This window comes from Streptomyces sp. NPDC059785 (assembly GCF_042732375.1).
Classification (GTDB): Bacteria; Actinomycetota; Actinomycetes; order Streptomycetales; family Streptomycetaceae; genus Streptomyces.
On the sequence record NZ_JBHWHV010000036.1, the window covers coordinates 61,056 to 86,836 of the forward strand.

Genomic DNA, 25,781 nt, shown 5'->3' on the forward strand with positions numbered 1-25,781 from the left:
ACGTGCGACCGCGACCGCCAGGCCCCCACCTCCGACCGCCAGGCCCCTAGGGCTGACCGGCCTTCGCGCCCGGAGCGCTCGCCGTCCCCTCCGGGACCTTCTCGCCGTCCTTCCCCACGACCGTCCGATCCCCGAGCGGCTCGTCAAGCTTCACCGTCCGCTCGAAGACCTTAGCGATCTTGATGCAGACCTTGTCCTTCCAGGGCTTCTCGGTCACCGTGACCGTCACCTCGCCCGAGCCCTCGCTCGCCGAGGCCGAGTAGTCCGAGCACACCCCGCCCGTGAAACTGAGGGTCAGCTCCTTGCCGTCGGCGGTGTAGCCCTCGACATCGACATCACGCGAACCCGCATCGGACGACGACTTGGACGTCTCGCCGGGCGTCTTGCCGGACGCCGGCTCGGACGACACCAGGAACCGCGGCTCGACGGCCGGATGCGTCACCGTATAGCTCTCCTCGGCCCCCTTCGTCCGCACCTCGAACAGCCAGGACGGCACCAGCGTCTGCCGTCCGTCCGCCGAGTGCGACGCCAGCCCGAAGACGGCCTTCCCGACGCTTGCCGTGGCCCGGGCCGAGGCCGTGGCCGAGCCGCCCCCGCAAGGCGTCTCGTCCCGGTCCTTCAACGGCACCGGACTGGCACACCCCCCGATCCCCTTGCGCCCACCGCCACCGCCACCAGCACCGGACCCGTCATCACCCGTCCCGGCCGCTGCCCCGTTCATCGCATCGAGCGCCTCCTGCGCCCCGATCACCGGATAGACGTCCCCCTTCACCGGCTCCTTGAGCTGCCCGCTGCCGCCGACCACCTGCCCGTCGCCGCCGACCTGCACCCCGGTGGTCCAGCCGTACGTGGGCAGCCCGCCGATCTCCGGGTCCGCGTTGACCACCCGCACGGAGCCCATGAGCTGACGGGCGTCCAGCTTCGCGTCGTCCTGGCCGACGGCCTTGAGCACGGGCGCGGCGGCCTCGCGCGCGACGGCCTGGCTCACCGCGTGACCGTCACCCTCCTCGGACCCGGACCCGGACCCGGACCCGGACCCGGACCCGGACCCGGACCCGGACCCGGACGCGGACCCGGACCCGGACGCGGACCCGTTCGCGCACACGGTGCCGCTCTTGCAGTTGTCGGTCCCCGACGCGTAGCGGCTGAACGTCCAGGTCCCTGGAGCCGCCCGGTTCACTTGCAGACTGGGCCCGGAACCGTCCTTGGCCTGCCCCACGCGCCAGGTGCCGCCCGTGAGCCGCGGCGTCCCGGAGACACCGAGCGCCTTGGCGAGCCGGGCCACCTCGTCCGCGGTGACATCACCGCGCGGCGTGTACACGGGCGCGGACCCGGGATCGCCGGGCAGTTCGCCGTCCGCCCGGTAGACCACCCCGTACGGGTTGGGCTCGCCGGGCGCGATGCCGTTCGTGGCGTCGGCGTCGGCGTCCGCACCGCCCTCGGAGTAGCCGTCGAGGGCGAGCGGCGGGGGAGTGCCGTCGGCCGAGGCGGAACCGTCCCGGCCGCCCCCGCCTTCGCTCCCGCCGGACGCGCTGGTGGCGACGTACGCCCCGCCGCCCCCGGCAAGCAGCACGGCGGCGGCGACCGAGGCGACAACCACCCGGGACCGCCGCCGAGGCGGCTCGGCCGTACCGTCGCCGGAGTCCGCGGCCGTCCCGCCGGCGGAGACGGTCGTCCCCTCGGCGGAATCCGTAGCCGTACCGTCGCCGGAGGCGGACGTCCCGTCGGCGGAGTCCGCGGCCGTCCCGGCGGCAGAGTCCTCGGGGGGCTCGCTCGCTTCGTTGTCGGGTCGCTCGGTGCTCACCGCATCGCTCCTTCGGCTCCGCTGCTGTCCCTGTGACCTTTGCCCGGCCGAAGCCGTGGCACTGAGAGGTCGTATCCCGCATCGCCTATACGGGGGACAGCGATGGGACGCAGCGGAGGAGCGTGTGGTTCCCTGCCTGAAGCTCCCGCCCGAAGCTTCCGCCCGAAGTCTGCGCCTGAGCTCCCGCCCGGATCAGTCCCCGTACTCGGACATGGCGTCGAGCAGCCGAGCCGAGGCAAGCGGTACGGACACCCCGTGGATGAGGGAAAGCGAGACCGGGAGCGGAACAACCCGATCGGGAGCCACCCAGTGCGGAACCATCCGCGCGCAGTCCCCCCACAGCGAGTCCGGCCCACCCTCCGCACCAAGCGAAACGGAGCCGTACGAATCGGAACCGTACGAATCGGAGCCGTACGAATGGGAACCGTACGAAACGGAACCGTACGAACCGGAGCCATGCACCTTCGGGTACGTCATGACGGAACCGTAAGCACAGGACCGCCACGAAGAAAGATCTACTATCGGGTATTTTCGGCCGCTTCTGAGCCGTACCTCGACCGGGTAGCGTGAACTGTCAATCCCCTCCCCGCAGGAGCGTGTCCCCGCCGTGCGTATCGCAGTCACCGGCTCCATCGCCACCGACCATCTCATGACCTTCCCCGGCCGTTTCGCCGACCAGCTCGTCGCCGACCAGCTCCACACGGTCTCCCTCTCGTTCCTGGTCGACAACCTGGACGTGCGCCGCGGCGGAGTGGGCGCCAACATCGCCTTCGGCATGGGACAGCTCGGCACCGGGCCGATCCTGGTCGGCGCCGCGGGCGCCGACTTCCACGAGTACCGCGCCTGGCTGGACCGCCACGGCGTCGACACCGGCTCCGTCCGCATCTCCGAGGTGCTGCACACCGCGCGCTTCGTCTGCACCACGGACGCCGACCACAACCAGATCGGCTCCTTCTACACCGGCGCCATGAGCGAGGCCCGCCTCATCGAGCTGAAGTCGGTCGCGGACCGGGTCGGCGGCCTGGACCTCGTCTCGATCGGCGCGGACGACCCGGAGGCGATGCTGCGCCACACGGAGGAGTGCCGCAGCCGCGGCATCCCCTTCGCCGCGGACTTCTCGCAGCAGATCGCCCGGATGAGCGGCGACGAGATCCGGATACTGCTCGACGGCGCCACGTACCTCTTCTCCAACGAGTACGAGAAGGGGCTGATCGAGAGCAAGACCGGCTGGACGGACGAGGAGATCCTCGGCCGGGTCGGCCACCGGGTCACCACCCTGGGCGCCCGCGGCGTACGGGTGGAGCGCGCGGGCCAGGAGCCGATCGAGGTCGGCTGCCCGGAGGAGGAGCGCAAGGCGGACCCGACGGGCGTCGGCGACGCGTTCCGCGCCGGCTTCCTGTCCGGTCTCGCCTGGGGCGTCTCGCTGGAGCGCGCCGCGCAGGTCGGCTGCATGCTCGCCACGCTGGTGATCGAGACCGTCGGCACCCAGGAGTACCAGCTCCGCCGGGCCCACTTCATGGACCGCTTCACCAAGGCGTACGGCGACGAGGCCGCCGCCGAGGTGCAGGTCCACCTGGCGTAACGCCACTCCCCGCGTCAGGAGACCCGGCGGACCAGATAAGCGGAGCCCCGGTCCGCCGGCTCCTCACCGACGTACTCCTGTCCCCGCATCTCGCACCAGGCGGGGATGTCCAGGCGGGCCGCCTCGTCGTCCGCCAGGACGCGGACCGTGCCGCCGACCGGTACGTCGCCGATGGCCTTGGCCAGTTCGATGACGGGGATCGGGCACCGCCGGCCCAAGGCGTCCACCACGAGGCCATCACCACCCCCGGCAGGCGCCCCGGCCGCTCCCGTCCCGGCCGCTCCCGTCCCGGCCGCTCCCGCCCCGGTTGCGGCCGCCCCGGACGCTCCCGCCGAGGCCCCCAGCGTCTCCCGGACCGCAGCGACCACCCCCGGCAGCACGTCCAGGAAGCGCTCGACCTCCTCGGCCGGTGTCCCCGCGGGCAGCGACACGCGGACGTTCCCCTCGCTGAGCACCCCCATGGCCTTCAGCACGTGGCTCGGGGTCAGCGTGCTGCTCGTGCAGGAGGAGCCGGACGACACCGAGAACCCGGCCCGGTCCAGCTCGTGCAGCAGCGTCTCCCCGTCGACATAGAGACAGGAGAAGGTGACCACGCCGGGCAGCCGGCGCACCGGGTCGCCGACCACCTCCACGTCCGGCACCAGCTTGGGCACGCGGGCCCGGATCCGCTCCGTCAGCTCCCGCAGCCGGGCGGCCTCCGCGGCGGCCTCGGCCCGGACGGCGCGCAGTGCCGCCGCCGAGGCCACGATCGCCGGGATGTTCTCGTAGCCGGGCGACCGCCCGGCCTCCCGCTCGTCGGCCGGGCCGCCCGGCGCGAACCGCACCCCCTTGCGCACGGCGAGCAGCCCGACCCCCGAAGGCCCGCCCCATTTATGGGCACTTCCGGTGAGCAGCGACCAGTCGCCCTCGACCGGCCTCCAGGGCAGCGACTGCGCGGCGTCCACCAGCAGCGGCACCCCGGCGGCCCGGCACGCGTCCGCCACCGCGGCCACCGGCTGCTCGGTGCCGACCTCGTGGTTGGCGGACTGCAAACACGCCAGCGCCGTGTCCGCCCGCAGCCCGCGCTCGTACGCCGCCGCCTCGACGGCACCGGTCCGCAGCACCGGGATCCGCGTCACCGAACCGCCGCCCGACTCGTGGGCCTCGGCCGAATGGAGCACCGAAGAGTGTTCGACCGCGGACACGATCAGGTGGTCGCCGACCCGGCGGCGGCCGGCCAGCGCGCCCGCGATCCCGGTGTGCACGGCGTGTGTGCCGGACGGGGTGAAGACCAACTCGTCCGGGCGGCAGCCCACCGCCTCGGCGGCCGCCTCGCGCGCGGCATCGAGCAGCAGCCGGGCCCGGCGGCCCTCGCGGTACAGCCGGGCGGGGTCGGCCCAGCCCTCGTCGAGCGAGGCGAGCAGGGCCTGGCGGGCCACCGGGTGCAAGGGCGCGGAGGACGCGGCATCGAAGTAGGACACGGGGCCAAACTAAGCGTTTCGCCGAGTCCCGGAAGCCCGCCGTTCTCCGAAGCCCGGTATACCGACCGCGGCGCCGCCGTGGCCGGTCGCGCCCGTGCGGCGGAGCCGCACATCGACACAGCCCCGCGCCCCTTGGGGGCGCTCCCCTCCGCGTCCCCCGACACCCCGTCAGTTGGCAGTCGGCCCTGGTCATCTCCCACCCTTCGGAGTGACCCGCGGCGCGTATGGCACCCTCCCCGCGCGACCCCAAATGGCGTCCAGTAGGGTTTGGTCCGCATAAACATCCAAACCCCTGCCCGACGCAGGGCGGCGACCGACCAGCGAGAAGGCCGCAGCCGACAAGCGCGGGCGAGACTCTCGGGAAGGCGCTACGTGAGTCCCAACGGCTCCGACCTCCCCCACGCCCCGGGGGGCGCGGGCGGTACCCCCACCCCGCGGCGCCCGATGCGGCGGAAGCTGCTGCAGGCACTGACCGCGGGCCTGGTCCTGGCGACCGCGACCGGTTGCACATACAAGGACTTCCCCCGCCTCGGTATGCCCACCCCGACCACGGAAGAGGCTCCGCGGATCCTCTCCCTGTGGCAGGGGTCGTGGGCGGCCGCGCTCGCCGTCGGCGTGCTGGTGTGGGGTTTGATCCTGTGGAGTGCTTTCTTCCACCGGCGCAGTCGCACCAAGGTCGAAGTTCCCCCGCAGACCCGGTACAACATGCCGATCGAGGCGCTGTACACGGTCGTTCCGCTCATCATCGTGTCGGTGCTGTTCTACTTCACGGCCCGCGACGAGTCGGAGCTCCTCGACACCTCCAAGAAGCCCGACGTCACGGTCAACGTGGTCGGCTTCCAGTGGAGCTGGGGCTTCAACTACATCGAGAACGTCGACGGTTCGACCGGCGACGCGAAGACCGACAAGAACCTGGACGCCATTCCGGACCGGTTCAAGGACCAGTTCCCGGCGAACGCGGGCGGGGTCTACGACGTCGGTACGCCGGGTACGCGGAACCCGCAGACCAACAACCCGGGCCCGACCCTCTGGCTTCCCAAGGGCAAGACGGTCCGCTTCGTCCTCACTTCGCGTGACGTCATCCACTCCTTCTGGGTGGTGCCGTTCCTGATGAAGCAGGACGTCATCCCGGGCCACACCAACTCTTTCCAGGTGACCCCCAACAAGGAGGGCACCTTCCTGGGCAAGTGCGCCGAGCTCTGCGGCGTCGACCACTCCCGGATGCTCTTCAACGTGAAGGTCGTCTCCCCCGAGCGCTACGAGGCCCACCTCAAGGAGCTCGCGGCGAAGGGCCAGACCGGTTACGTCCCGGCGGGCATTGAGCAGACGGGCCCTGAGAAGAACCGGGAGACGAACAACCTGTGAGCATCCTCAACGAACCCCAGGGTGCCGCCGCTGCCGACGGTACGCTCACGGCCGAGGTGCCGGTGCGGCGCAAGCAGCCCGGCAACGTCGTGATCAAGTGGCTGACGACCACTGACCACAAGACGATCGGCACGCTGTACTTGGTCACGTCGTTCGCGTTCTTCTGCATCGGTGGCGTGATGGCGCTGATCATGCGCGCCGAGCTGGCCCGGCCGGGTCTGCAGATCATGTCGAACGAACAGTTCAACCAGGCGTTCACGATGCACGGCACGATCATGCTGCTGATGTTCGCGACGCCGCTGTTCGCCGGTTTCGCCAACTGGATCATGCCGCTGCAGATCGGCGCGCCGGACGTGGCCTTCCCCCGGCTGAACATGTTCGCCTACTGGCTGTACCTGTTCGGCTCGCTGATCGCGGTGGCCGGCTTCCTGACCCCGCAGGGCGCGGCCGACTTCGGCTGGTTCGCCTACAGCCCGCTGTCGGACGCGGTCCGCTCGCCGGGCGTCGGCGCCGACATGTGGATCATGGGTCTGGCCTTCTCCGGCTTCGGCACCATCCTCGGCTCGGTCAACTTCATCACCACCATCATCTGCATGCGCGCCCCCGGCATGACCATGTTCCGCATGCCGATCTTCGTGTGGAACGTGCTGCTGACCGGTGTCCTCGTGCTGCTGGCCTTCCCGGTCCTGGCGGCCGCGCTGTTCGCCCTGGAGGCGGACCGCAAGTTCGGCGCCCACGTCTTCGACGCCGCCAACGGCGGAGCCCTGCTGTGGCAACACCTCTTCTGGTTCTTCGGCCATCCAGAGGTGTACATCATCGCCCTGCCGTTCTTCGGGATCATCTCCGAAGTGATCCCGGTCTTCTCGCGCAAGCCGATGTTCGGCTACATGGGCCTGATCGGCGCCACCATCGCCATCGCCGGCCTCTCCGTCACCGTGTGGGCCCACCACATGTACGTCACCGGCGGCGTCCTGCTCCCGTTCTTCTCCTTCATGACGTTCCTGATCGCCGTCCCAACGGGCGTGAAGTTCTTCAACTGGATCGGAACGATGTGGAAGGGATCGTTGTCCTTCGAGACACCGATGCTCTGGGCGGTCGGCTTCCTGATCACCTTCACCTTCGGTGGTCTGACCGGCGTCATCCTGGCCTCGCCGCCGATGGACTTCCACATCTCGGACTCGTACTTCGTGGTGGCGCACTTCCACTACGTGGTGTTCGGCACCGTGGTCTTCGCGATGTTCGCCGGCTTCCACTTCTGGTGGCCGAAGTTCACCGGCAAGATGCTGGACGAGCGGCTCGGCAAGATCACCTTCTGGACGCTGTTCATCGGCTTCCACGGCACGTTCCTGGTCCAGCACTGGCTGGGCGCCGAGGGCATGCCGCGCCGGTACGCGGACTACCTCGCGGCCGACGGCTTCACCGCGCTGAACACCATCTCGACGATCTGCTCGTTCCTGCTGGGCCTGTCGATCCTGCCGTTCTTCTACAACGTCTGGAAGACCGCCAAGTACGGCAAGAAGATCGAGGTCGACGACCCGTGGGGCTACGGCCGTTCGCTGGAGTGGGCCACCTCCTGCCCGCCCCCGCGGCACAACTTCATCACCCTGCCGCGGATCCGCTCCGAGTCCCCGGCGTTCGACCTGCACCACCCGGAGATCGCCGCGCTCGAGCAGCTCGAGCACAGTGGCCACGGTGCCAGCGCCCTCGCGGGTAGCAAGGAGGCCGGCAAGTGAAGATCCAGGGCAAGATGTTCATCTGGCTCGCCGTCTTCATCCTCGTCATGGCGATCGTCTATGGCGTGTGGTCGAAGGAGCCAGCCGGTACCACGGCGCTCTTCCTGGCCTTCGGCCTGAGCATCATGATCGGCTACTACCTGGCCTTCACGGCCCGGCGGGTCGACGCGGGCGCTCAGGACAACAAGGAGGCCGACGTCGCGGACGAGGCCGGCGAGGTGGGCTTCTTCAGCCCGCACAGCTGGCAGCCGCTCGCCCTCGGCATCGGCGGCGCGCTCGCCTTCATGGGGGTCGTCTTCGGCTGGTGGCTGCTGTACTTCTCGCTGCCGGTCATCCTGGTCGGCCTGTACGGCTGGGTCTTCGAGTACTACCGCGGTGAGAACCGCACCCAGTAGCACGCACCGCACGAACGGGAGCCCGGACATTCCGCCAGGAGTGTCCGGGCTTCCCTCGTTCGCCGTACCCCCTCTACCCCACACGGCTCACCCGCCGCGCCGTACCCGCGGGTCGTTCCTACTTTGAGGGCATGAGCCACTCACCGCGTCTCCGCACGGTCGTCAGCTGCACCTCGCTGGTGGTCGCCCTGGGCGCCGCCCTCAGCGCCTGCGGCGCGGACGACCAGCCGCTCTCCGCCACGCCCTACGACGCGGCGGACCAGATCGCCTTCAACGGCCCCTCGGGCGGCAGCCGCAAGGCCGACCCGGACAAGCCCCTGGAGATCACCACCAGGGACCAGGAAGGGCGCATCACGGACGTGACGGCCGTGGACGCGAGCGGGCGGTACGTGGCGGGCGAACTCTCCGCCGACGGCGCACGCTGGCACAGCACCTCGCCGCTCGCCGCGGACGCCCACTACACGGTGCGGGTGAGCACCGAGGACGACGACGGGGCACCGGGCCGGGGGGTGCTCGGCTTCGACACCAGCAGGCCCACCGCCAAGAGGCGGCTCGACGTCACCTTCGGACCGGACGCGGGCACCTACGGCGTCGGCCAGCCCGTCACCGCCGAACTCAGCACGCCCCTCAAGGACAAGGCCGCCCGGGCCGTCGTCGAGCGCGCCCTCAAGGTCGACTCGACGCCCGCCGTGGAGGGCGCCTGGCACTGGGTGGACGACAAGGAACTGCACTACCGGCCCAAGGACTACTGGCCCACGCACGCCACCGTGCGGGCGCACGCCAACCTCGCCGGAATCAAGATCGGCGACCGGCTCCGGGGCGGCAACGCCAAGGCCCTGAAGCTGACCACGGGCGACCAGGTGATCGCCGTGACCGACGCGGCGGCCCACGAGATGAGCGTCTACAAGAACGGCGAGGAGATCAACCAGATCCCCGTCACCACCGGCAAGGCCGGCTTCGAGACCCGCAACGGCGTCAAGGTCGTCCTCGGCAAGGAACCCTTCGTACGGATGCGCAGCACCACCGTGGGCATCGCCGAGGGCTCCTCGGAGGCGTACGACCTACCCGTCCGATGGGCTACCAGGGTCACCTGGAGCGGTGAATATGTGCACGCCGCTCCGTGGTCCGTCGGCTCCCAGGGTTCGGCCAACGTCAGTCACGGCTGCACCGGGATGAGCACGTCGAACGCCGAGTGGTTCTTCGACAACATCCGGGCCGGTGACCTCGTCAAGGTCGAGAACTCCGAGGGCGACACCATGGACCCGTTCGGCAACGGCTTCGGGGACTGGAACCTCGACTGGAAGAAATGGCGCGAGGGCAGCGCGCTGCTCGACGGCACCCCGGACGGGCCGAGTGCCGCGGACCGGGCGCGGCTGCGCCCCGGTCCGAGCTGAGCGTGCGGCCCGCCGGACCGGCGCACCGCCTCCGCGGAGCGGGGTCAGGCGCCGACGGGCGCCCCGTCGCGCAGCAGCGCGGCCAGCGCGGCGGCGAACTCCACCGGGTCGACGGGCAGCGTCACCGCCGCGTCCGCGCGGCTCCAGGTGGCCAGCCAGGCGTCCTGCGGGCGGCCGATGAGCAGCAGCACCGGCGGGCACCGGAAGATCTCGTCCTTGATCTGGCGGCACACTCCCATGCCGCCCATCGGCACCGCCTCGCCGTCCAGGACACAGACGTCGATGCCGCCCTTGTCCAGCTCCGCCAGGACGGCGGCGGGCGTGGCGCACTCCACGAACTCGACCTGGGGAACGTCGGTGGCCGGCCTGCGGCCGGTGGCGAGCCGTACCTGTTCGCGGGTGTTGGAGTCGTCGCTGTAGACCAGCACCGTGGCGGTCGGCTGCATTGTTCCTCCGTGACTTCGGCGACTTCGGCGTCGTACGGGTGTGAACCGATGCGCGGATGCTACTCCCTCGGACACCCCGTCAACAGCGGTTCGGACACGGCTTCGATGGGCCATACGGGCTGGACACACGCCTCGGACACCCCGAACGGCACCCCCGGAGGTGAGGGCGGGATAAGCGACCGACATAATGTCGGTCGTGGCGACAGCAACGACAGTAGAAACCGGGCACGCGCACCCGTCGGTCAACCGGCCGAACCTCACCAGCGTCGGAACCATCATCTGGCTGAGTTCCGAGCTGATGTTCTTCGCGGCCCTCTTCGCGATGTACTTCACCCTGCGATCGGTGACCGGAGCGGATCACTGGAAGGAAATGGCGTCAGCCCTGAACTTCCCGTTCTCCGCGACGAACACCACGATCCTGGTGCTCTCCTCCCTGACCTGTCAGCTCGGCGTCTTCGCCGCCGAGCGCGGGGACGTGAAGAAGCTCCGGATGTGGTTCATCGTCACCTTCATCATGGGTGCGATCTTCATCGGCGGTCAGGTCTTCGAGTACACCGAGCTGGTCAAGAAGGACGGGCTCTCCCTGTCCTCCGACCCGTACGGCTCGGTCTTCTACCTGACCACCGGCTTCCACGGACTGCACGTGACGGGCGGCCTCATCGCCTTCCTGCTGGTCCTGGGCCGTACCTACGCGGCCAGAAGGTTCACTCACGAGCAGGCGACCGCAGCCATCGTCGTGTCCTACTACTGGCACTTCGTCGATGTCGTCTGGATCGGCCTCTTCGCCACGATCTACATGATCAAGTAGTCGGCGCGCCGCACTCGGCAGACCGATCCATTACCGAAGCATCGACGCAGAAGATCCTGACACCGGGGTAATCCGTGAAAAAGCTCTCCGCACGACGACGCCATCCGCTGGCGGCGGTCGTCGTCCTACTCCTCGCGCTGGCGGCCACCGGGGGGCTGTACGCCGTGTTCGCGCCAGCGGACAAGGCGCAGGCCGACGAAACCGCCCAGTCCCTCGCCATCGACGAGGGCAAGAAGCTCTACTCCGTGGGCTGCGCAAGCTGCCACGGCACCGGTGGTCAGGGCACCTCTGACGGACCGAGCCTGGTCGGCGTGGGCGCCGCGGCCGTCGACTTCCAGGTCGGCACCGGCCGGATGCCGGCCCAGCAGCCCGGCGCTCAGGTGCCGAAGAAGAAGAACATCTACTCGCAGGCGGAGATCGACCAGCTCGCGGCGTACATCGCCTCGCTCGGCGCCGGTCCTTCGGTGCCGACGAAGAACCAGTACAGCCCCGAGGGCGCGGACATCGCCGCGGGCGGCGAGCTCTTCCGTACCAACTGCGCGCAGTGCCACAACTTCACCGGCAAGGGCGGTGCGCTGTCCGAGGGCAAGTTCGCGCCCAGCCTCGAAGGCGTCGAGCCGAAGCACATCTACGAGGCCATGCAGACCGGCCCGCAGAACATGCCGTCCTTCCCCGACACCACGATGTCGGAGAAGAACAAGAAGGACATCATCGCGTACCTCAACGCGGTCAACGGAGACGAGACCGAGAGCCCCGGCGGCATTGAGCTGGGCGGCCTCGGACCGGTGAGCGAGGGTCTGTTCGGCTGGACCTTCGGACTCGGTGCCCTGATCGCCGTTGCCATCTGGGTCGCCGCTCGGACCGCAAAGGCCAAGAAGTCATGAGTAGCCAAGACATTCCAGAAGAGAACGTGCCCGCAGAGCGGGACGCCGCGCACGGTGCCGTCGGCGTGGCGGACGAGCAGAACCCGTTCGCCGACCCGGGGCTGCCGCCCCACGAGCACCGCATCCAGGACATCGACGAGCGGGCCGCCCGGCGCTCCGAGCGCGTGGTCGCCATGCTCTTCGCCCTGTCGATGCTGGCGACCGTCGGTTTCATCGCCTCGTACGTGGCGATCCCGTCCGACAAGTCCGTCTACATCTTCCCGCTGGGCCACATCAGCGGGCTGAACTTCGCGCTCGGCATGACGCTCGGCGTCGCGCTCTTCGCGATCGGCGCCGGCGCCGTCCACTGGGCGCGCACGCTGATGTCGGACGAGGAGATCGCCGACGACCGGCACGCGATCGAGGCCACGCCCGAGGTGCGGGCCAAGGTCCTCGCGGACTTCAAGCAGGGTGCGCAGGAGTCCCAGCTCGGCCGCCGCAAGCTGATCCGCAACACGATGTTCGGCGCGCTGGCCCTGGTGCCGCTCTCCGGCGTCATGCTGCTGCGCGACCTGGGCCCGCTGCCCGGGGACAAGCTGCGGCACACCCTGTGGTCCAAGGGCAAGCTGCTCGTCAACATGAACACGAACGAGCCGCTGAAGGCCTCGGACGTCGCCGTCGGTTCGCTCACCTTCGCCAAGCCCGAGGGCCTGGAGGAGCACGACGAGGACTTCCAGAAGGAGATCGCCAAGGCGGCCCTGATGATCGTCCGGCTCCAGCCCGACAACATCAAGGACAAGCAGGAACTGGAGTGGTCCCACGAGGGCATCGTGGCCTACTCGAAGATCTGCACCCACGTCGGCTGCCCGATCTCCCTGTACGAGCAGCAGACGCACCACGTCCTGTGCCCGTGCCACCAGTCCACCTTCGACCTCTCCGACGGTGCCCGAGTGATCTTCGGCCCCGCCGGTCACGCTCTGCCGCAGCTGCGCATCGGCGTGAACGACGAGGGCTACCTCGAGGCGCTCGGCGACTTCGCAGAGCCCGTCGGTCCTGCATTCTGGGAGCGCGGATGAGTACTGCACACACCACCGACTCTCGCGCTCGCGAGGAGAAGGCACCGGCCGGCGTCAAGATTGCCGACTGGGCGGACGGCCGCCTCGGGATCTACTCCCTGGCCAAGTCCAACATGCGCAAGATCTTTCCGGACCACTGGTCCTTCATGCTCGGCGAGATCTGCATGTACAGCTTCATCATCATCATCCTCACGGGTGTGTATCTGACGCTGTTCTTCCACCCGTCGATGAACGAGGTGGAGTACCACGGCTCGTATGTCCCGCTCCAGGGACAGCTGATGTCCGAGGCGTTCAACTCGACCATGCACATCTCCTTCGATGTGCGCGGCGGTCTGCTGATCCGGCAGATCCACCACTGGGCGGCGCTGGTCTTCCTGGCCGGCATGTTCGTGCACATGATGCGCGTGTTCTTCACCGGCGCGTTCCGCAAGCCGCGTGAGGTCAACTGGCTGTTCGGCTTCCTGCTGTTCGTCCTCGGCATGTTCACCGGCTTCACCGGTTACTCGCTCCCGGACGACCTGCTCTCCGGTACCGGTGTCCGCTTCATGGAGGGCGCGGTCCTGTCCGTGCCGATCGTCGGCACGTACCTGTCGATGTTCCTCTTCGGCGGGGAGTTCCCGGGCGGCGACTTCGTCGCGCGGTTCTACTCGGTGCACATCCTGCTGCTGCCGGGCATCATGCTCGGCCTGATGGTGGCGCACCTGATCCTGGTCTTCTACCACAAGCACACCCAGTGGGCGGGCCCGGGCAAGACCGAGAAGAACGTCGTCGGCATGCCCCTGCTGCCGGTCTACATGGCCAAGGCGGGCGGGTTCTTCTTCCTGGTCTTCGGTGTCATCGCGGCCATCGCGGCGATGTTCTCCATCAACCCGATCTGGGCGATGGGCCCCTACCGTCCGGACCAGGTGTCCACCGGCGCGCAGCCCGACTGGTACATGGGCTTCTCCGAGGGCCTGATCCGCACCATGCCGGGCTGGGAGATCAACCTCTGGGGCCACACGCTCGTCCTGGGCGTGTTCGTGCCGCTGATCATCTTCCCGCTGGTCCTCGCCGCGATCGCCGTCTACCCGTTCATCGAGTCCTGGGTCACCGGCGACAAGCGCGAGCACCACATCCTGGACCGTCCGCGCAACGCCCCGACGCGCACCGCGGTCGGCGTCGCCTGGATCACCTGGTACGTGGTCATGCTGATCGGCGGCGGCAACGACCTGTTCGCCACGCACTTCCACCTGTCGATCAACGCGATCACCTGGTTCGTCCGGATCGCCTTCTTCGTCGCTCCGGTGGTCGCGTTCATCATCACCAAGCGGATCTGCCTGGGTCTCCAGCGCCGCGACCGCGACAAGGTGCTGCACGGCCGGGAGACGGGCATCATCAAGCGCCTGCCGCACGGTGAGTTCATCGAGGTCCACGAGCCGCTCAGCCAGGAGGCGCTGCACACGCTCACCGCGCACGAGCAGCCCAAGCCGGCCGAGATCGGTCCCGCGGTCGACGAGAACGGTGTCGAGCGCAAGGTCAAGGGCAGCGAGAAGCTCCGCGCGAAGCTGAGCAACACCTGGTACGGGGAGGACAGCCAGATCCCCAAGCCCACGGTCGAGGAGTACAAGGAGATCACCAGCGGCCACGGCCACCACTGATCACCCGACCGTTCCACTCTGATCGCCACGATCGCCACGGCGAGAGCCCCGTCCAGTGCATGGACGGGGCTCTTTGCCGTCCCATGGCCTGGATAGGGTGGACCCCGCAACATGTGTACGGCCGCGTCCGGCCCGTACGTGCCTACGAACCCAGGAGCGGCATATGAGTGCTGTGACCCCCGCTGGAGGCGACATCGCGGCGGGCCGTTCCTGGCCCGTGGTGCTGAACGGCCTGCTCGACGGCCGCGACCAGAGCGCGGACGACACGGCCTGGGCCATGGACCGCATCATGCGCGGCGAGGCGACGGACGCCCAGATCGCCGGCTTCGCGGTCGCGCTGCGCGCCAAGGGCGAGACCGTCGAGGAGATCTCCGGGCTCGTCCGCACGATGTACGAGCACGCCAACGTCATCGAGGTGCCGGGGGAGACCGTCGACATCGTCGGCACCGGCGGCGACGGGGCGAAGACGGTCAACATCTCCACCATGTCCGCGATCGTCGTGGCCGGTACGGGCGCCAAGGTCGTCAAGCACGGCAACCGGGCGGCTTCTTCGGCCTCGGGCGCCTCGGACGTCCTGGAGAAGCTCGGCGTCAATCTGGAGCTGACCCCGCGGCGGGTCGCCGAGGTCGCCGAGGAGGCCGGGATCACCTTCTGCTTCGCGGTGAAGTTCCACCCGGCGCTGCGCCATGTGGCCGCCGCCCGCGGGCAGTTGGGCATCCGTACGACCTTCAACTTCCTCGGCCCGCTCACCAACCCCGCGCGCGTGAAGGCGCAGGCGGTGGGCGTCGCCGACGCGCGCATGGCGCCCATCGTGGCGGGCGTCTTCGCCGAGCGCGGCCACTCCTCGCTGGTCTTCCGCGGCGACGACGGCCTCGACGAGCTGACCACCACGGCGACCTCCCGGGTCTGGGTGGTCCGCGACGGCGAGGTGCGCGAGGAGCGCTTCGATCCGCGCGACGCCGGCATCGCACTGGCCCCCGTGGAGGCCCTGCGCGGCGCGGACGCGTCCTACAACGCGGACGTGGCCCGCCGGCTCCTGGACGGCGAGACGGGCCCCGTACGGGACGCGGTGCTGCTCAACTCGGCGGCGGCCCTGGTCGCCCTGGAGGCGGGGGACGGGCCGCTGGCGGAGCGGATCGGCGCCGGGATGGCGCGGGCCGCCGAGGCCATCGACTCGGGCGCCGCGAAGCGTGCTCTGGAGCGCTGGGTGGCGGCCAGCAACGCGTGAGCGCTCCGCTGGGAGACCGTGTGCCGACTGCGAGTCCGTCGTGGCTGGTCGCGCCCACGCGGCGGAGCCGCACATCGACACAGCGCCCCTTCGGGGGCGCGTGTGACGCAAGGCGCAGTCCGGGATCCGGACTGCGCCTTGCGTCGTCAAGATCCTGTGGCAGGATGCTGTACCAGGTCATGAGCGACAGCCATCAGGCCCCGGCCGGCTGTCCGGCAACCCTCCGTCCGTGGCGGGGTGCCCCGGGTGAAGACCAGGCCGTAGGCAGCGAGGTCTACGGCAAGCGCGGACCCCTCGCCCGCTTTCTCCGAAAGCGCAGTACCAGGGGTCCTGGTCGTTCGAGGGAGCCTTCTGTGAGCAAGCGAATGCGATAGGGCGTAGAGCCCCGCCTCCGCGAACCCCTTTCACCTTTCACCGCTTCCTCCGCGCCGAGCCGCCCCTTTCCCGTCTTCCCGGGGCGTCCGCTCGCGCGGTGCCTGCGCCTTGACTCTCACAGGAGTGCGCCATGTCTGTCTCCGCCGTTGCCGCCGACCGTTCCGTCTGTGCCCCGCTGCCCGTTCTGGGCGGTGATGTCGCCGTACCGCTCGTCACCGGCGGCGAGGTCACCTACGCGGCGCTCGACTACGCCGCCAGCGCCCCGGCCCTGAAGCGCGTCTGGGACGACGTGGCCGCGTACGCCCCGTACTACGGCAGCGTGCACCGCGGTGCCGGGTACCTCTCGCAGCTCTCCACCGACCTCTTCGAGAACGCGCGGGCGACGGTCGCGGAGTTCCTCGGCTGCCGCGAGGGCGACCAGGTGGTCTTCACCCGCTCGACCACCGACTCCCTCAACCTCCTCGCCGGGGCGCTCCCGGCCGGCTGCGAGGTCTTCGTCTTCGAGACCGAGCACCACGCCTCGCTGCTGCCCTGGCGGGACGCCCGCGTGACGTACCTGGACGCCCCGCGGACCCCGGACGAGGCCGTCGCGAGCCTGGAGCGCGCCCTCGCCGCCCGCGACCCCCACGGCCCCGCGCTGGTCTGCGTCACCGGCGCCTCGAACGTCACCGGCGAGCTGTGGCCGGTGCGCGAACTGGCCGCCGCCGCCCACGCGCACGGCGCCCGCATCGTCCTGGACGCCGCCCAGCTCGCCCCGCACCACCCGGTCGACATCGGCGACCTCGACGTCGACTGGGTCGCCTTCTCCGGGCACAAGCTGTACGCCCCGTTCGGCTCCGGCGTCCTCGCCGGCCGCGCCGACTGGCTGACCGCGGCCGAGCCCTACCTCGCGGGCGGCGGCGCCAGCCGTACGGTCTCCCGGCGCGCCGACGGCGGGGTGGACGTGGAGTGGCACGAAAGCGCCGCCCGGCACGAGGCCGGCTCGCCCAACGTGATCGGCGCCTACTCGATCGCCTCCGCCTGCAAGGCGCTGACCGAGGCCGGTTTCGGCAATCTGGTCGCCCGCGAGCGGCAGCTGATCGAGCGGGTCCGCGCGGGTCTCGCCGAGGTGCCCGAGGTCAGGGTGCTGTCGCTGTTCGGCGACGACGCCCCGCGGGTCGGCGTCCTGTCCTTCGTGGTGGAGGGCTGGAACAGCTCGCACTTCGCGGCGGCGCTCTCGGCCGAGTACGGCATCGGGGTGCGCGACGGTCTCTTCTGCGCCCACCCGCTGGTGCGCACCCTGCTCGGCAGCGACCCGGGGACCCAGGGCGAGTGCGGCGCCCCCGAGGCGGCACCCGGCGAGAAGTCCCTGAACGCGATCCGTGTCAGCTTCGGCGCCGGCACCCCGGACGAGCACGTGGAGCGCTTCGTGCGGGCCGTGCGGGAGCTGGTGAGCGACGGGGCGCGGTGGCGGTACCGCACCGAGAACGGGCGGTGCGTTCCGGCCGTGTGACGGCGGTCAGGGGCGCGGTCGGCGCCCCGTGGAGGCGGTGTTCAGGAGTCGAGGCCGATCGCGAACGCCGCCTCCAGGTCGTGCTGGGAGTACGTACGGAACGCGACGTGGGTGTCCGTGGCCTCGACGCCCGGGATCTTGCTGATCTTCCCGGGGATGATCTCCGCGAGGTCGTCGTGCGCCCTGACCCGGACCATCGCGATCAGGTCGTAGGTGCCGGTGACGGAGAAGACCTCGCTGACGCTGTCCAGCGCGGCGATCGACTCGGCGATCTCCGGGATCCGGTCCACGCTGGTCTTGATGAGCACGATCGCGGTGATCACGGCTGGTTCTCTCCCTCGGGGGCGGGCGCTGGGCTTTCGGCTGACGGTTGCGCCGCGGTGATTGCTGGCGTTTTCACTCTAGCCGCACGCCCGAAGCGCACCCACGCGTAGAGGAAGCCGAGGGAGAAGCCCACCAGGTGGGCCAGATGGGCGACCCCGGGGCCCTGGTCGTCGCGGCCCGCGGCCAGCCACTGGAGGGCCACCCAGAAGGGCAGCACCACCCAGGCCGGCAGGCGCAGCGGCAGGAAGAAGAGGAACGGGAAGAGACTGGTCACCCGGGCGCCGGGGAACAGGTAGAGGAACGCGCCGAGTACCGCGGAGATCGCCCCGGAGGCGCCGACCAGGGTCTGTACGGACCCCGCGTTGGCGACCGCGTAGGCCAGCAGGGCGAGGCACCCGCAGCCCACGTAGAACAGGGCGAACTCGACGTGGCCCATGCGCTCCTCGGCCATCACCCCGAAGACGCAGAAGAACAGCATGTTGCCCAGGAGGTGGAGCCAGCTCCCGTGGATGAAGAGCGCGGTCACGGGGCCGAGGGCGGCGCGCGGATCGCCGCCGAGGAGCTGCTCGGGCACGACGCCCCAGCGGCGGAAATAGGCCTGCTGGGCGGCGAGCAGACCGTCCCCCGTGCCGTAGGCCGGATTCAGCCCCGCCGCCGGCCCGATCACGAAGACCAGGCAGCAGACGGCGATCAGCCCGTAGGTCACCGGCGCCGACCGGTTCCGGACCGTTCGGCCGACCGTCGTACTCCTCATACCGATCATGGACAGAGCATGACGTAACGGGATGGGAGCGGACAGGCCGCCTCGCCGCACGGACGGCCGAGCGTCGAGTACGCGCCAGGCCGTAGGGTACGAGCCACACGCACCGGGGAAGCCGGCGCGTCACGGACACTGGAAGGAAGGCGAACAGCCCCGATGACGGTCCCGCTGCCGACCGCCGAGACGCGGTGGCGCTGCATGCTCTGCGGCAACCTCACGCGCTTCGACGTGACCCGTTCCTCGAAGGTCGTCGAGTACGTGCACCTCGACCTGGCCGGAGAGCCCAAGGTCGAGGAGCGCGAGGTGGTCAGTGAGACCATCGAGTCGGTGCGCTGCCGCTGGTGCAACGCGGTGGATCAGGTGGAACTGGTGGACAGGCCGGGCGCCGGCTCCTGAGGGAGCGGGCCCCGCACACGTATTGGGGTGACGGATGGCGGAGACCACGGGCGGGGCGCCGGACGACGGCGCCGCCGAGGTGCTCGACCGTCCGCTGCCCGACGGCGTGCGCCGCCGCGTCGTGCAGATCGTCTCCGACGGCTTCGGCGGGCTGACCGTCGGCGAGCTGCCGGTCCAGCTCCGCCAGTACGCGCGCTTCGCGCCCAACCGGCGGGCCAAGTTCGCGGGCAACGCCATGGCCGCGGCCCTGGAGTCCGAACCCCTCTTCAGGCAGCGCATCGCCGAGAAGCTGCGCGAGGCGCAGCCGGAGCTCTCCGGCGCCCTCGACGCGGGGTCGCCGCCGCCGGCCGCGGATCCGCTCGACGTGGCGGCCGCGGCCTACGTGCTGCGCCCCACGGGCTGGGTGAAGCTGGTGACCGCCGCGGGCGAGGAGGCCCAGCGGGCGGACGCCGAGCGGGCCGACGAAGAGAGCCGGGCCGAGCTGGAGCGGCTGCGCGAGGAACTGGCCGCCGCCCGCGCGCAGACCAGGACCGAGACGGAACGGCTGCGCACCGAACTGGAGTCGGTCAGGAAGGAGGCCGAGTCCCTGCACCGCAAGCTGCGCAGCGCCCTCAGCGACGTCAAGCGCGGCGAGGCCGCCCTGCGCACGCTGCGCGGGGAGCTGGAGGCCGTGCGCGGCGAGGGACAGGCGCAGGTGTCCGCCGCGGAGAGCGAGACCCGGCGGCTCAAGGCACGGCTCGGCGAGGCCGAGGCGGCCCTGGAGGCCACCCGCAGGGCCGCCCGCGAGGGCCGCAGCGTGGAGGACATGCGGGTGCGGCTGCTGCTCGACACCGTGCTCGACGCGGCCCAGGGCCTGCGCCGCGAACTCGCCCTGCCGCCGGTGTCCGTGCGGCCCGCCGAGACCGTGGACGCGGTGCAGCCGGGGCGCATGACGCCGAAGGACATCGCCGCCCGCGCGCTGTCCGAGCACGATCCGGCCATCCTCGACCAGTTGCTCGCGCTGCCCCAGGCGCATCTGGTGGTCGACGGCTACAACGTGACCAAGACCGGCTATCCGCAGATGCCCCTGGAGAAGCAGCGGCTGCGGATCCTCGGCCAGCTCTCCCAGCTCGCCGCGCAGACCGGCGCCGAGGTGACCTGTGTCTTCGACGGGGCCGAGCTGGCCGCGCCGGTGCTGCTCGCGCCGCCGCGGGGCGTGCGGGTGCTGTTCTCGAAACCGGGCGTCACGGCCGACGAACTGATCCGCCGGCTCGTCCGGGCCGAGCCGCCGGGCCGGCCGGTCATCGTCGCGTCCACCGACCGCGAGGTGGCCGACGGAGTGGCCAAGGCGGGCGCGCGCCCGGTGGCCTCCGCGGTCCTGCTGAAGCGCTTTTCGCGGGGCTGAGTCCCGGCCGTCGCTTTTCCGCTCGTAAAGGCCCTGAAAAGGGCCTGTGCGCCATGCGTAACTTCTGGGCGTGATGCCCGAATTGGCGAAACCTTCACGCGACGTAGCGTCAAAGGAGAATCACAGCTCGTGAGTTACTGGCAAATTGTGTGCCGCGTAACTGAGATTTTTCCGACGAGGATTTGAACTGATCACAATGAGGTCACTAGGGTCAGGCCTCGAACCTCCGCTCGGGTGATCACTCATCGGGAGTGACGGTGGAGGGACACCGCCCGTCGGCGCAATCGGCAGGCGGCTGGAGGAAGAAGGAGATCGCCTTCGTGGCGTCCCACCGTCGACCCAAGCAGCCGAGCCGCACCCGCGTGACCGTGCTCACCACCGCTGCCGCCGCTGCTGTCGCACTCAGTTCGCAGGCCGCCAACGCCGCGCCGAGCGAGAAGCCGAGCAAGGACGAGGTCAAGTCCAAGGTCGACAAGCTCTACGAAGACGCGGAGAAGGCCACCGAGAAGTACAACGGGGCCAAGGAGAAGCAGGACAAGCTCGAGAAGCAGATCGGCACGCTCCAGGACAACGTCGCCCGCGGCCAGGAGGAGCTCAACGACCTGCGCGAGGGCCTCGGTTCCATGGCGAGCGCCCAGTACCGCTCGGGCGGCATCGACCCCTCGGTGCAGCTCTTCCTCTCCTCGGACCCGGACGACTACCTCGACAAGGCGTCGACCATGGACCAGCTGAGCGGTCAGCAGGTCGAGGCGCTGAAGAAGGTCCAGGAGAAGCAGCGCTCCCTCGCCCAGCAGCGTTCGGAAGCCACCGCGAAGCTCAAGGACCTGGCCGAGACCCGCACCGAGCTCGGCAAGAAGAAGAAGGAAGTCCAGAACAAGCTGGCCGAGGCGCAGAAGCTCCTCAACACCCTGACGGCCGCGGAGAAGGCGGCCCTCCAGCAGGAGCAGGAGCGGGCCAGCCGGACCAGCGAGCGCAGCGCCCTCGGCTCCAGCAGCGCCGCCACCGGCCGTGCCTCGTCCGCGTACGCCGCCGCCCAGAGCAAGATCGGCTCGCCGTACGTCTACGGCGCCACCGGCCCCAGCTCCTTCGACTGCTCCGGCCTCACCTCCTGGGCGTACGCCCAGGCCGGTGTCTCCATCCCCCGGACCTCGCAGGCGCAGGCCAACGCCGGCACCCGCATCTACTCGCAGAGCGACCTCCAGGTCGGCGACCTGGTCATCTTCTACAGCGACCAGCACCACGTCGGTTTCTACGCGGGCAACGGCCAGGTGCTGCACGCCCCGCGCACCGGCACGGTCGTGCGCTACGAGTCGATCAACAACATGCCCTTCCAGTTCGGCGTCCGCATCTGACGAACGCCCCGGAGGCCGCCGCCACGCCGCCCGAACGGGCGAATCGCACCGGCCCCCGCTGACCCCGCGCCCCGCTGATGACCTGCGTCTGAGGCGGGGCGCAGTGCTGTGCGCCCGCTCCCGGCGCCCACCCGGGTCTTTGGCCGCTGCGTAGTCGTCCGGCTACTCTCTGCGCGATTCCCCCGCACCAGGGGGTCCGTAGCGGAAGGGAGAGCGGCCACCCGTGGGGTTCCATCGCCGCCTTGCACCATCCGGATTCGATCGCGGCGCCACCGGCGCGGCGATCTGCGTGCTGTCCGCAGCGGTCGCGGCGCTCGGCGCCGTACCGGCGCTCGCCGCGCCCAAGGACGACACCCGCTCCCGGGTGGACCGTCTGCTCACCCAGGCCGAGCGGGCCACCGAGGCCTACAACAAGGCCGACGAACGCGCCGACGCGCTGCGCGAGCAGGTGTCCGCCGCGCAGGACGAGATCGCCCGCCAGCAGGACCGCATCAACACCCTGCGGGACGCGGTCGGTTCACTGGCCGGGGCCCAGTACCGCTCCGGCGGGATGGACCCCTCGCTCGCCCTGCTGTTCGCCGCGGACCCGGACGACTACCTCGACCGCGCGACCGCGCTCGACCGGATCGGCGTCCACCAGGCGGGTGAGCTGAAGGACCTACGGACGGCGATGCGCGAGCTGGCCCAGCGGCGCGAGGAGGCGACGCGGAAGCTCGCCCAGCTGGAGAAGAGCCGCCGGATCGTCGCCCGGCACAAGAAGAGCGTCGAGCAGAAGCTCGCCAGGGCACGGCAGTTGCTCAACTCGCTCCCGGCCGGCCGGCGCGACGCCTACGGCCGGGCGTCCCGCGACGGGCGGGACGCCCCCGACCTCGGCGCGACCGTCCCCGGCTCCGGGCGCGCGGCGGCCGCCATGGCCGCGGCCCGCTCCGCGCTCGGACGCCCCTACGTGTGGGGCGCCGCCGGGCCCTCCGGCTTCGACTGCTCGGGGCTGATGCAGTGGTCGTACGCGCAGGCCGGGGTCGGGCTGCCGCGCACCTCGCAGGCGCAGCGGTACGCCGGACACCAGGTCCCGCTCTCCCAGGCGCGCCCCGGCGACCTGGTGGCCTACCGGTCCGACGCCAGCCACATCGGCATGTACGCGGGCAACGGCCAGGTGATCCACGCCCCCTACCCGGGCGCGCCGGTGCGCTACGACCCGGTCGACATGATGCCGGTGTCGTCGGTGACGCGGGTCTGACACGGGGCTGACACGGTCCTGACGCCGGACGGGGGCCGGGGCGGCGGGTTCCGGCCTCCTGTGCGCCGGGGGCGCGGCGGCCCGCCGCGCGCGCCGTACGATCGGGATGTGGCTGGTCGTGGGCGTGCGTACGGAGTGTTCGCGAGCTGTGTGCTGCTGCTCGCCGCCCTGACCGGGTGCGGCGGGGGCACCGCGCGGGACGCCGCCACCGACGCGGTGCAGCGGGTTCTCGACCGGCGGGCGGCGGCCGTCCTGGACCGGGACGCGGCGGCCTACCGGCGGACCGAGGCCCCCGGCACCGCGCGGAAGGCGTCCGCCGGCGCGGGCTTCGGCGGTCTGGACGGGCTCCCGCTGGCCGCCTGGTCGTACCGCGTGACCGCCGTCCACCGCTCCGGCGACACGGCCACCGCCGACGCCGACCTCAGCTACCGGATCGAGGGCTACGACCGGGCCCCCCTCACCGCCGCCCGCACCCTGCGCCTGGTCCGCTCCTCCGGGCGCTGGTACGTCGCCTCGGACCGGCCCGCGGACAAGGGCGGCGAACAGCTCTGGGACCAGGGGACGGTCACGACCGTGCGCGGCGAGCACAGCCTCGTGCTCGGCGCGGGGCAGTCGCGCGACACGCTGCGCCGCTACGCGAAGCTCGCGGACCGCGCGGTCCCGGCGGTGTCGAAGACCTGGGGCACCGACTGGTCGCGGCACGTCGTCGTCCTCGTACCGAAGTCCCTGGAGGGCATGGCGGGGCTGCTCGGCGCACCGGCCTCCGCGTACCGGGGGATAGCGGCGGTCACCACCGGCGAGGCGGGCGCCCAGGACCGGGCGCCCGCGGACCGGATCATCGTCAACCCCGACGCGTACGGCGTCCTGGGCGACCTCGGCAAGCAGGTCGTCCTCACCCACGAGGCGACCCACGTCGCCACCCGCGCGCGGACCACGGCCGCCACCCCGCTGTGGCTCTCCGAGGGGTACGCCGACTGGATCGGCTACCTCGGCAGCGGCCGCACGGCCGCCGAGGCCGCCCCCGAGCTGCGGCGCGCGGTGGCGGACGGCGACGTCCCGGCCGCCCTGCCCGAGGACGCGGACTTCGGCTTCGCCGGGGACGGCACGAAGCTGGCGCAGGCGTACGAGAACGGCTGGATGGCCTGCCGGATGATCGCCGACCGCTGGGGCGAGGTCCGGCTGAACGACTTCTACCGGGCCGTCGGTGCCCACGGGCAGCGCACCGGGGCCGTCGAGACGGCGCTGAAGGACGTCCTGGGCACGACGCTGGAGGAGTTCACGCGTCAGTGGCGGGAGTACCTGCGCACCCAGCTCGGCTGACCCCGCGGTCCCGCCTCAGGACGAGGCCAGTGACTCCGTGGTGCGGGACGCCTGGTTCGGTACGGTCGGGGCGGGCGGGGAGACCGTGCCGCGCCACAGCTCGCGGCCGGCCGTCACGGCGGCGGCCACCAGCAGCCCGTTGCGCAGCAGGATCAGCGCGATGCCGAGGTCGTCGCCCATGACCACGTGCGTGAACCACACCGGGAACTCCAGCACGGTCACCAGCGAAGCCGCCAGGACCAGCAGCGCGGCCTTCGTCATCCGGGTGCCGCGGAAGCACAGGCAGACGGCCGAGAGCCCGACCAGCCACACCAGGTACTGGGGGCTGATCACCCGGCTGGTGACGGTGAACAGCAGCACCGCCACGAACGCGGCCTCGGCGAGCGCGTGCGCCGGGAACCGCTGCGCCGACAGCCGCCACAGCAGCACCCAGCCGAGCGCCACGGCGGTCAGGAACAGCGCCGCGCCGCTCACCACCCCGACGTACGGGCCGAGGAATTCCACCGAGCCGTAGTTCAGGAGCACCTGGCCCGGCCAGCCGAAGCGCCGGGCGACGTGGAAGACGAGCGAGCCCAGCGACTCGACCTCCGTGCCCCGGTCGCGCTGGTAGGTCAGGAAGGCGAACGCGCCCGGCATCGTCACGGCGAAGACCGCGCAGAGCGCGCCCGCGGTGACCGCGGCGGCGGCCCAGGCCCGCCGGCCGCCGCCGCGGGCCGCGCCCACCAGCAGCAGCACCGGCCACACCTTCAGCAGTGCGCCGAACCCGGCCAGCGCGCCGAGCACCCGGGGGCGGCGGACACCGGCGAGCAGCGCGGCCACGGCCACCGCCGTGACGAAGATGTCGTAGCGGGAGTACACGGTCGGGCCGAGCAGCGGTACGCCGATCACCCAGACCCAGGCTCCGCGCAGGGTCTTGCCGGGGCGCAGTCCGGCGTACTGGAGCAGCGCGAGGACGGCCAGGTCGGTGAGGAAGGCGAGGACGAAGAACGCGGACGCGTAGCCGAGGAAGGGCAGCAGGGCCGGGGAGAGCATCGCGAGCGCGGCGGCCGGCGGGTACTGCCAGGTGACGTCGGACAGCGGGAAGGTGCCGGTGCGCAGGACGTCGTACCAGCCCTGGTAGATCACGGAGACGTCGCTGGTGACGTCCGGGCCGGGGAAGACGAACACCCGGAAGACGAAGAGCAGCAGCACGAGCCGCGTCAGCCCCCAGGTCCCCAGCAGCGCGTACGGGAACCGGTCCCGGCCCGCGCCCGTGTCCGCGCCCCTGCCCGTGCCCGTCATGACCATCTGATCCCCGTTGGTCTAGTTCATCCGCATCTCATCTGTTTTCCACCGGCCATCTTTACGTGC

At 70.8% G+C, this 25,781-nt stretch carries 22 protein-coding genes and 1 riboswitch; of the genes, 16 read left to right on the top strand and 6 right to left on the bottom strand.

Features of this window, described 5'->3' with window-relative positions:
* Window positions 1-46: 46 nt before the first annotated feature.
* Window positions 47-1,804, bottom strand: coding sequence for a hypothetical protein (locus tag ACFV6E_RS25655; RefSeq protein WP_385464912.1), 1,758 nt, complete (start codon window positions 1,802-1,804; stop codon window positions 47-49).
* A 607-nt stretch (window positions 1,805-2,411) separates the two neighbouring features.
* Here ACFV6E_RS25655 and ACFV6E_RS25660 point away from each other — a divergent pair.
* A complete protein-coding gene (locus tag ACFV6E_RS25660) occupies window positions 2,412-3,386 on the top strand; it encodes a carbohydrate kinase family protein (protein ID WP_385166023.1) in 975 nt (324 codons plus the stop codon).
* Window positions 3,387-3,400: 14 nt separating this feature from the next.
* On the opposite strand, the gene ACFV6E_RS25665 is transcribed toward ACFV6E_RS25660, so the two are convergent.
* On the bottom strand, window positions 3,401-4,846 hold the full coding sequence (locus ACFV6E_RS25665) for a cysteine desulfurase/sulfurtransferase TusA family protein (protein ID WP_385464915.1): 1,446 nt from the start codon (window positions 4,844-4,846) through the stop codon (window positions 3,401-3,403).
* A gap of 372 nt (window positions 4,847-5,218) precedes the next feature.
* Between ACFV6E_RS25665 and coxB the strand changes: the two genes are divergently transcribed.
* The 4 genes from coxB to ACFV6E_RS25685 all read left to right on the top strand — a co-directional run bounded on the left by coxB (window position 5,219) and on the right by ACFV6E_RS25685 (window position 9,733).
* Window positions 5,219-6,211, top strand: a complete 993-nt coding sequence (gene coxB, locus ACFV6E_RS25670) for a cytochrome c oxidase subunit II (protein WP_385166026.1) — start codon at window positions 5,219-5,221, stop codon at window positions 6,209-6,211.
* Window positions 6,208-7,944, top strand: coding sequence for a cytochrome c oxidase subunit I (gene ctaD, locus ACFV6E_RS25675; protein ID WP_385166028.1), 1,737 nt, complete (start codon window positions 6,208-6,210; stop codon window positions 7,942-7,944). Before coxB ends, ctaD begins: the two co-directional genes overlap by 4 nt.
* The gene (locus ACFV6E_RS25680; protein ID WP_385166030.1) at window positions 7,941-8,339 is read left to right on the top strand and encodes a cytochrome c oxidase subunit 4; all 399 of its coding nucleotides are present in this window, start codon (window positions 7,941-7,943) and stop codon (window positions 8,337-8,339) included. Before ctaD ends, ACFV6E_RS25680 begins: the two co-directional genes overlap by 4 nt.
* A gap of 131 nt (window positions 8,340-8,470) precedes the next feature.
* Window positions 8,471-9,733 carry an Ig-like domain-containing protein gene (locus ACFV6E_RS25685; RefSeq protein ID WP_385464918.1) on the top strand — a complete coding sequence of 421 codons (1,263 nt, stop codon included), beginning with the start codon at window positions 8,471-8,473 and terminating at the stop codon, window positions 9,731-9,733.
* Window positions 9,734-9,777: 44 nt separating this feature from the next.
* On the opposite strand, the gene ACFV6E_RS25690 is transcribed toward ACFV6E_RS25685, so the two are convergent.
* Window positions 9,778-10,179, bottom strand: a complete 402-nt coding sequence (locus tag ACFV6E_RS25690) for a hypothetical protein (RefSeq protein WP_385166034.1) — start codon at window positions 10,177-10,179, stop codon at window positions 9,778-9,780.
* A 187-nt stretch (window positions 10,180-10,366) separates the two neighbouring features.
* Between ACFV6E_RS25690 and ACFV6E_RS25695 the strand changes: the two genes are divergently transcribed.
* The 6 genes from ACFV6E_RS25695 (at window position 10,367) to ACFV6E_RS25720 (ending at window position 17,658) form a co-directional block, all read left to right on the top strand.
* Window positions 10,367-10,987, top strand: coding sequence for a heme-copper oxidase subunit III (locus tag ACFV6E_RS25695; protein WP_385166036.1), 621 nt, complete (start codon window positions 10,367-10,369; stop codon window positions 10,985-10,987).
* Window positions 10,988-11,061: 74 nt separating this feature from the next.
* Window positions 11,062-11,871 (top strand): c-type cytochrome, encoded by an 810-nt coding sequence (locus tag ACFV6E_RS25700; protein WP_385166038.1) that lies wholly within the window; start codon window positions 11,062-11,064, stop codon window positions 11,869-11,871.
* A complete protein-coding gene (locus tag ACFV6E_RS25705; protein ID WP_385166039.1) occupies window positions 11,868-12,926 on the top strand; it encodes a Rieske 2Fe-2S domain-containing protein in 1,059 nt (352 codons plus the stop codon). The genes ACFV6E_RS25700 and ACFV6E_RS25705 overlap by 4 nt, the downstream gene beginning before the upstream one ends.
* Complete coding sequence (locus ACFV6E_RS25710) at window positions 12,923-14,563, top strand: cytochrome bc complex cytochrome b subunit (protein ID WP_385166041.1); 1,641 nt, start codon at window positions 12,923-12,925, stop codon at window positions 14,561-14,563. The genes ACFV6E_RS25705 and ACFV6E_RS25710 overlap by 4 nt, the downstream gene beginning before the upstream one ends.
* Before the next feature lie 163 nt (window positions 14,564-14,726).
* Entirely contained in the window at window positions 14,727-15,791 is a 1,065-nt protein-coding gene (trpD, locus tag ACFV6E_RS25715; RefSeq protein ID WP_385166043.1) for an anthranilate phosphoribosyltransferase, read from the top strand.
* Window positions 15,792-15,966: 175 nt separating this feature from the next.
* Window positions 15,967-16,083: riboswitch (SAM riboswitch) on the top strand.
* Window positions 16,084-16,296: 213 nt separating this feature from the next.
* Window positions 16,297-17,658 carry an aminotransferase class V-fold PLP-dependent enzyme gene (locus ACFV6E_RS25720; RefSeq protein ID WP_385166045.1) on the top strand — a complete coding sequence of 454 codons (1,362 nt, stop codon included), beginning with the start codon at window positions 16,297-16,299 and terminating at the stop codon, window positions 17,656-17,658.
* Between the two features lie 41 nt (window positions 17,659-17,699).
* Here the strand turns inward: ACFV6E_RS25720 and ACFV6E_RS25725 are convergent, their stop codons facing one another.
* Together ACFV6E_RS25725 and ACFV6E_RS25730 are read right to left on the bottom strand one after the other, a co-directional pair.
* Window positions 17,700-17,981, bottom strand: coding sequence for an Lrp/AsnC family transcriptional regulator (locus tag ACFV6E_RS25725; protein WP_385166047.1), 282 nt, complete (start codon window positions 17,979-17,981; stop codon window positions 17,700-17,702).
* Window positions 17,978-18,745, bottom strand: coding sequence for a rhomboid family intramembrane serine protease (locus ACFV6E_RS25730; protein WP_385166049.1), 768 nt, complete (start codon window positions 18,743-18,745; stop codon window positions 17,978-17,980). Before ACFV6E_RS25730 ends, ACFV6E_RS25725 begins: the two co-directional genes overlap by 4 nt.
* Before the next feature lie 153 nt (window positions 18,746-18,898).
* Between ACFV6E_RS25730 and ACFV6E_RS25735 the strand changes: the two genes are divergently transcribed.
* From ACFV6E_RS25735 to ACFV6E_RS25755, 5 genes are all read left to right on the top strand, one after another.
* Window positions 18,899-19,138: a hypothetical protein gene (locus tag ACFV6E_RS25735; RefSeq protein ID WP_385166050.1), complete on the top strand. Its 240-nt coding sequence runs from the start codon at window positions 18,899-18,901 to the stop codon at window positions 19,136-19,138.
* 34 nt (window positions 19,139-19,172) lie between these two features.
* Window positions 19,173-20,522: an NYN domain-containing protein gene (locus ACFV6E_RS25740; protein WP_385166052.1), complete on the top strand. Its 1,350-nt coding sequence runs from the start codon at window positions 19,173-19,175 to the stop codon at window positions 20,520-20,522.
* A 320-nt stretch (window positions 20,523-20,842) separates the two neighbouring features.
* Window positions 20,843-21,874 carry an NlpC/P60 family protein gene (locus tag ACFV6E_RS25745; RefSeq protein ID WP_385166054.1) on the top strand — a complete coding sequence of 344 codons (1,032 nt, stop codon included), beginning with the start codon at window positions 20,843-20,845 and terminating at the stop codon, window positions 21,872-21,874.
* Between the two features lie 223 nt (window positions 21,875-22,097).
* Complete coding sequence (locus tag ACFV6E_RS25750) at window positions 22,098-23,111, top strand: NlpC/P60 family protein (protein ID WP_385166056.1); 1,014 nt, start codon at window positions 22,098-22,100, stop codon at window positions 23,109-23,111.
* A gap of 108 nt (window positions 23,112-23,219) precedes the next feature.
* Window positions 23,220-24,431: a hypothetical protein gene (locus ACFV6E_RS25755; RefSeq protein WP_385464922.1), complete on the top strand. Its 1,212-nt coding sequence runs from the start codon at window positions 23,220-23,222 to the stop codon at window positions 24,429-24,431.
* 15 nt (window positions 24,432-24,446) lie between these two features.
* Here the strand turns inward: ACFV6E_RS25755 and ACFV6E_RS25760 are convergent, their stop codons facing one another.
* Complete coding sequence (locus ACFV6E_RS25760) at window positions 24,447-25,712, bottom strand: glycosyltransferase 87 family protein (RefSeq protein WP_385464925.1); 1,266 nt, start codon at window positions 25,710-25,712, stop codon at window positions 24,447-24,449.
* Window positions 25,713-25,781: the final 69 nt, after the last annotated feature.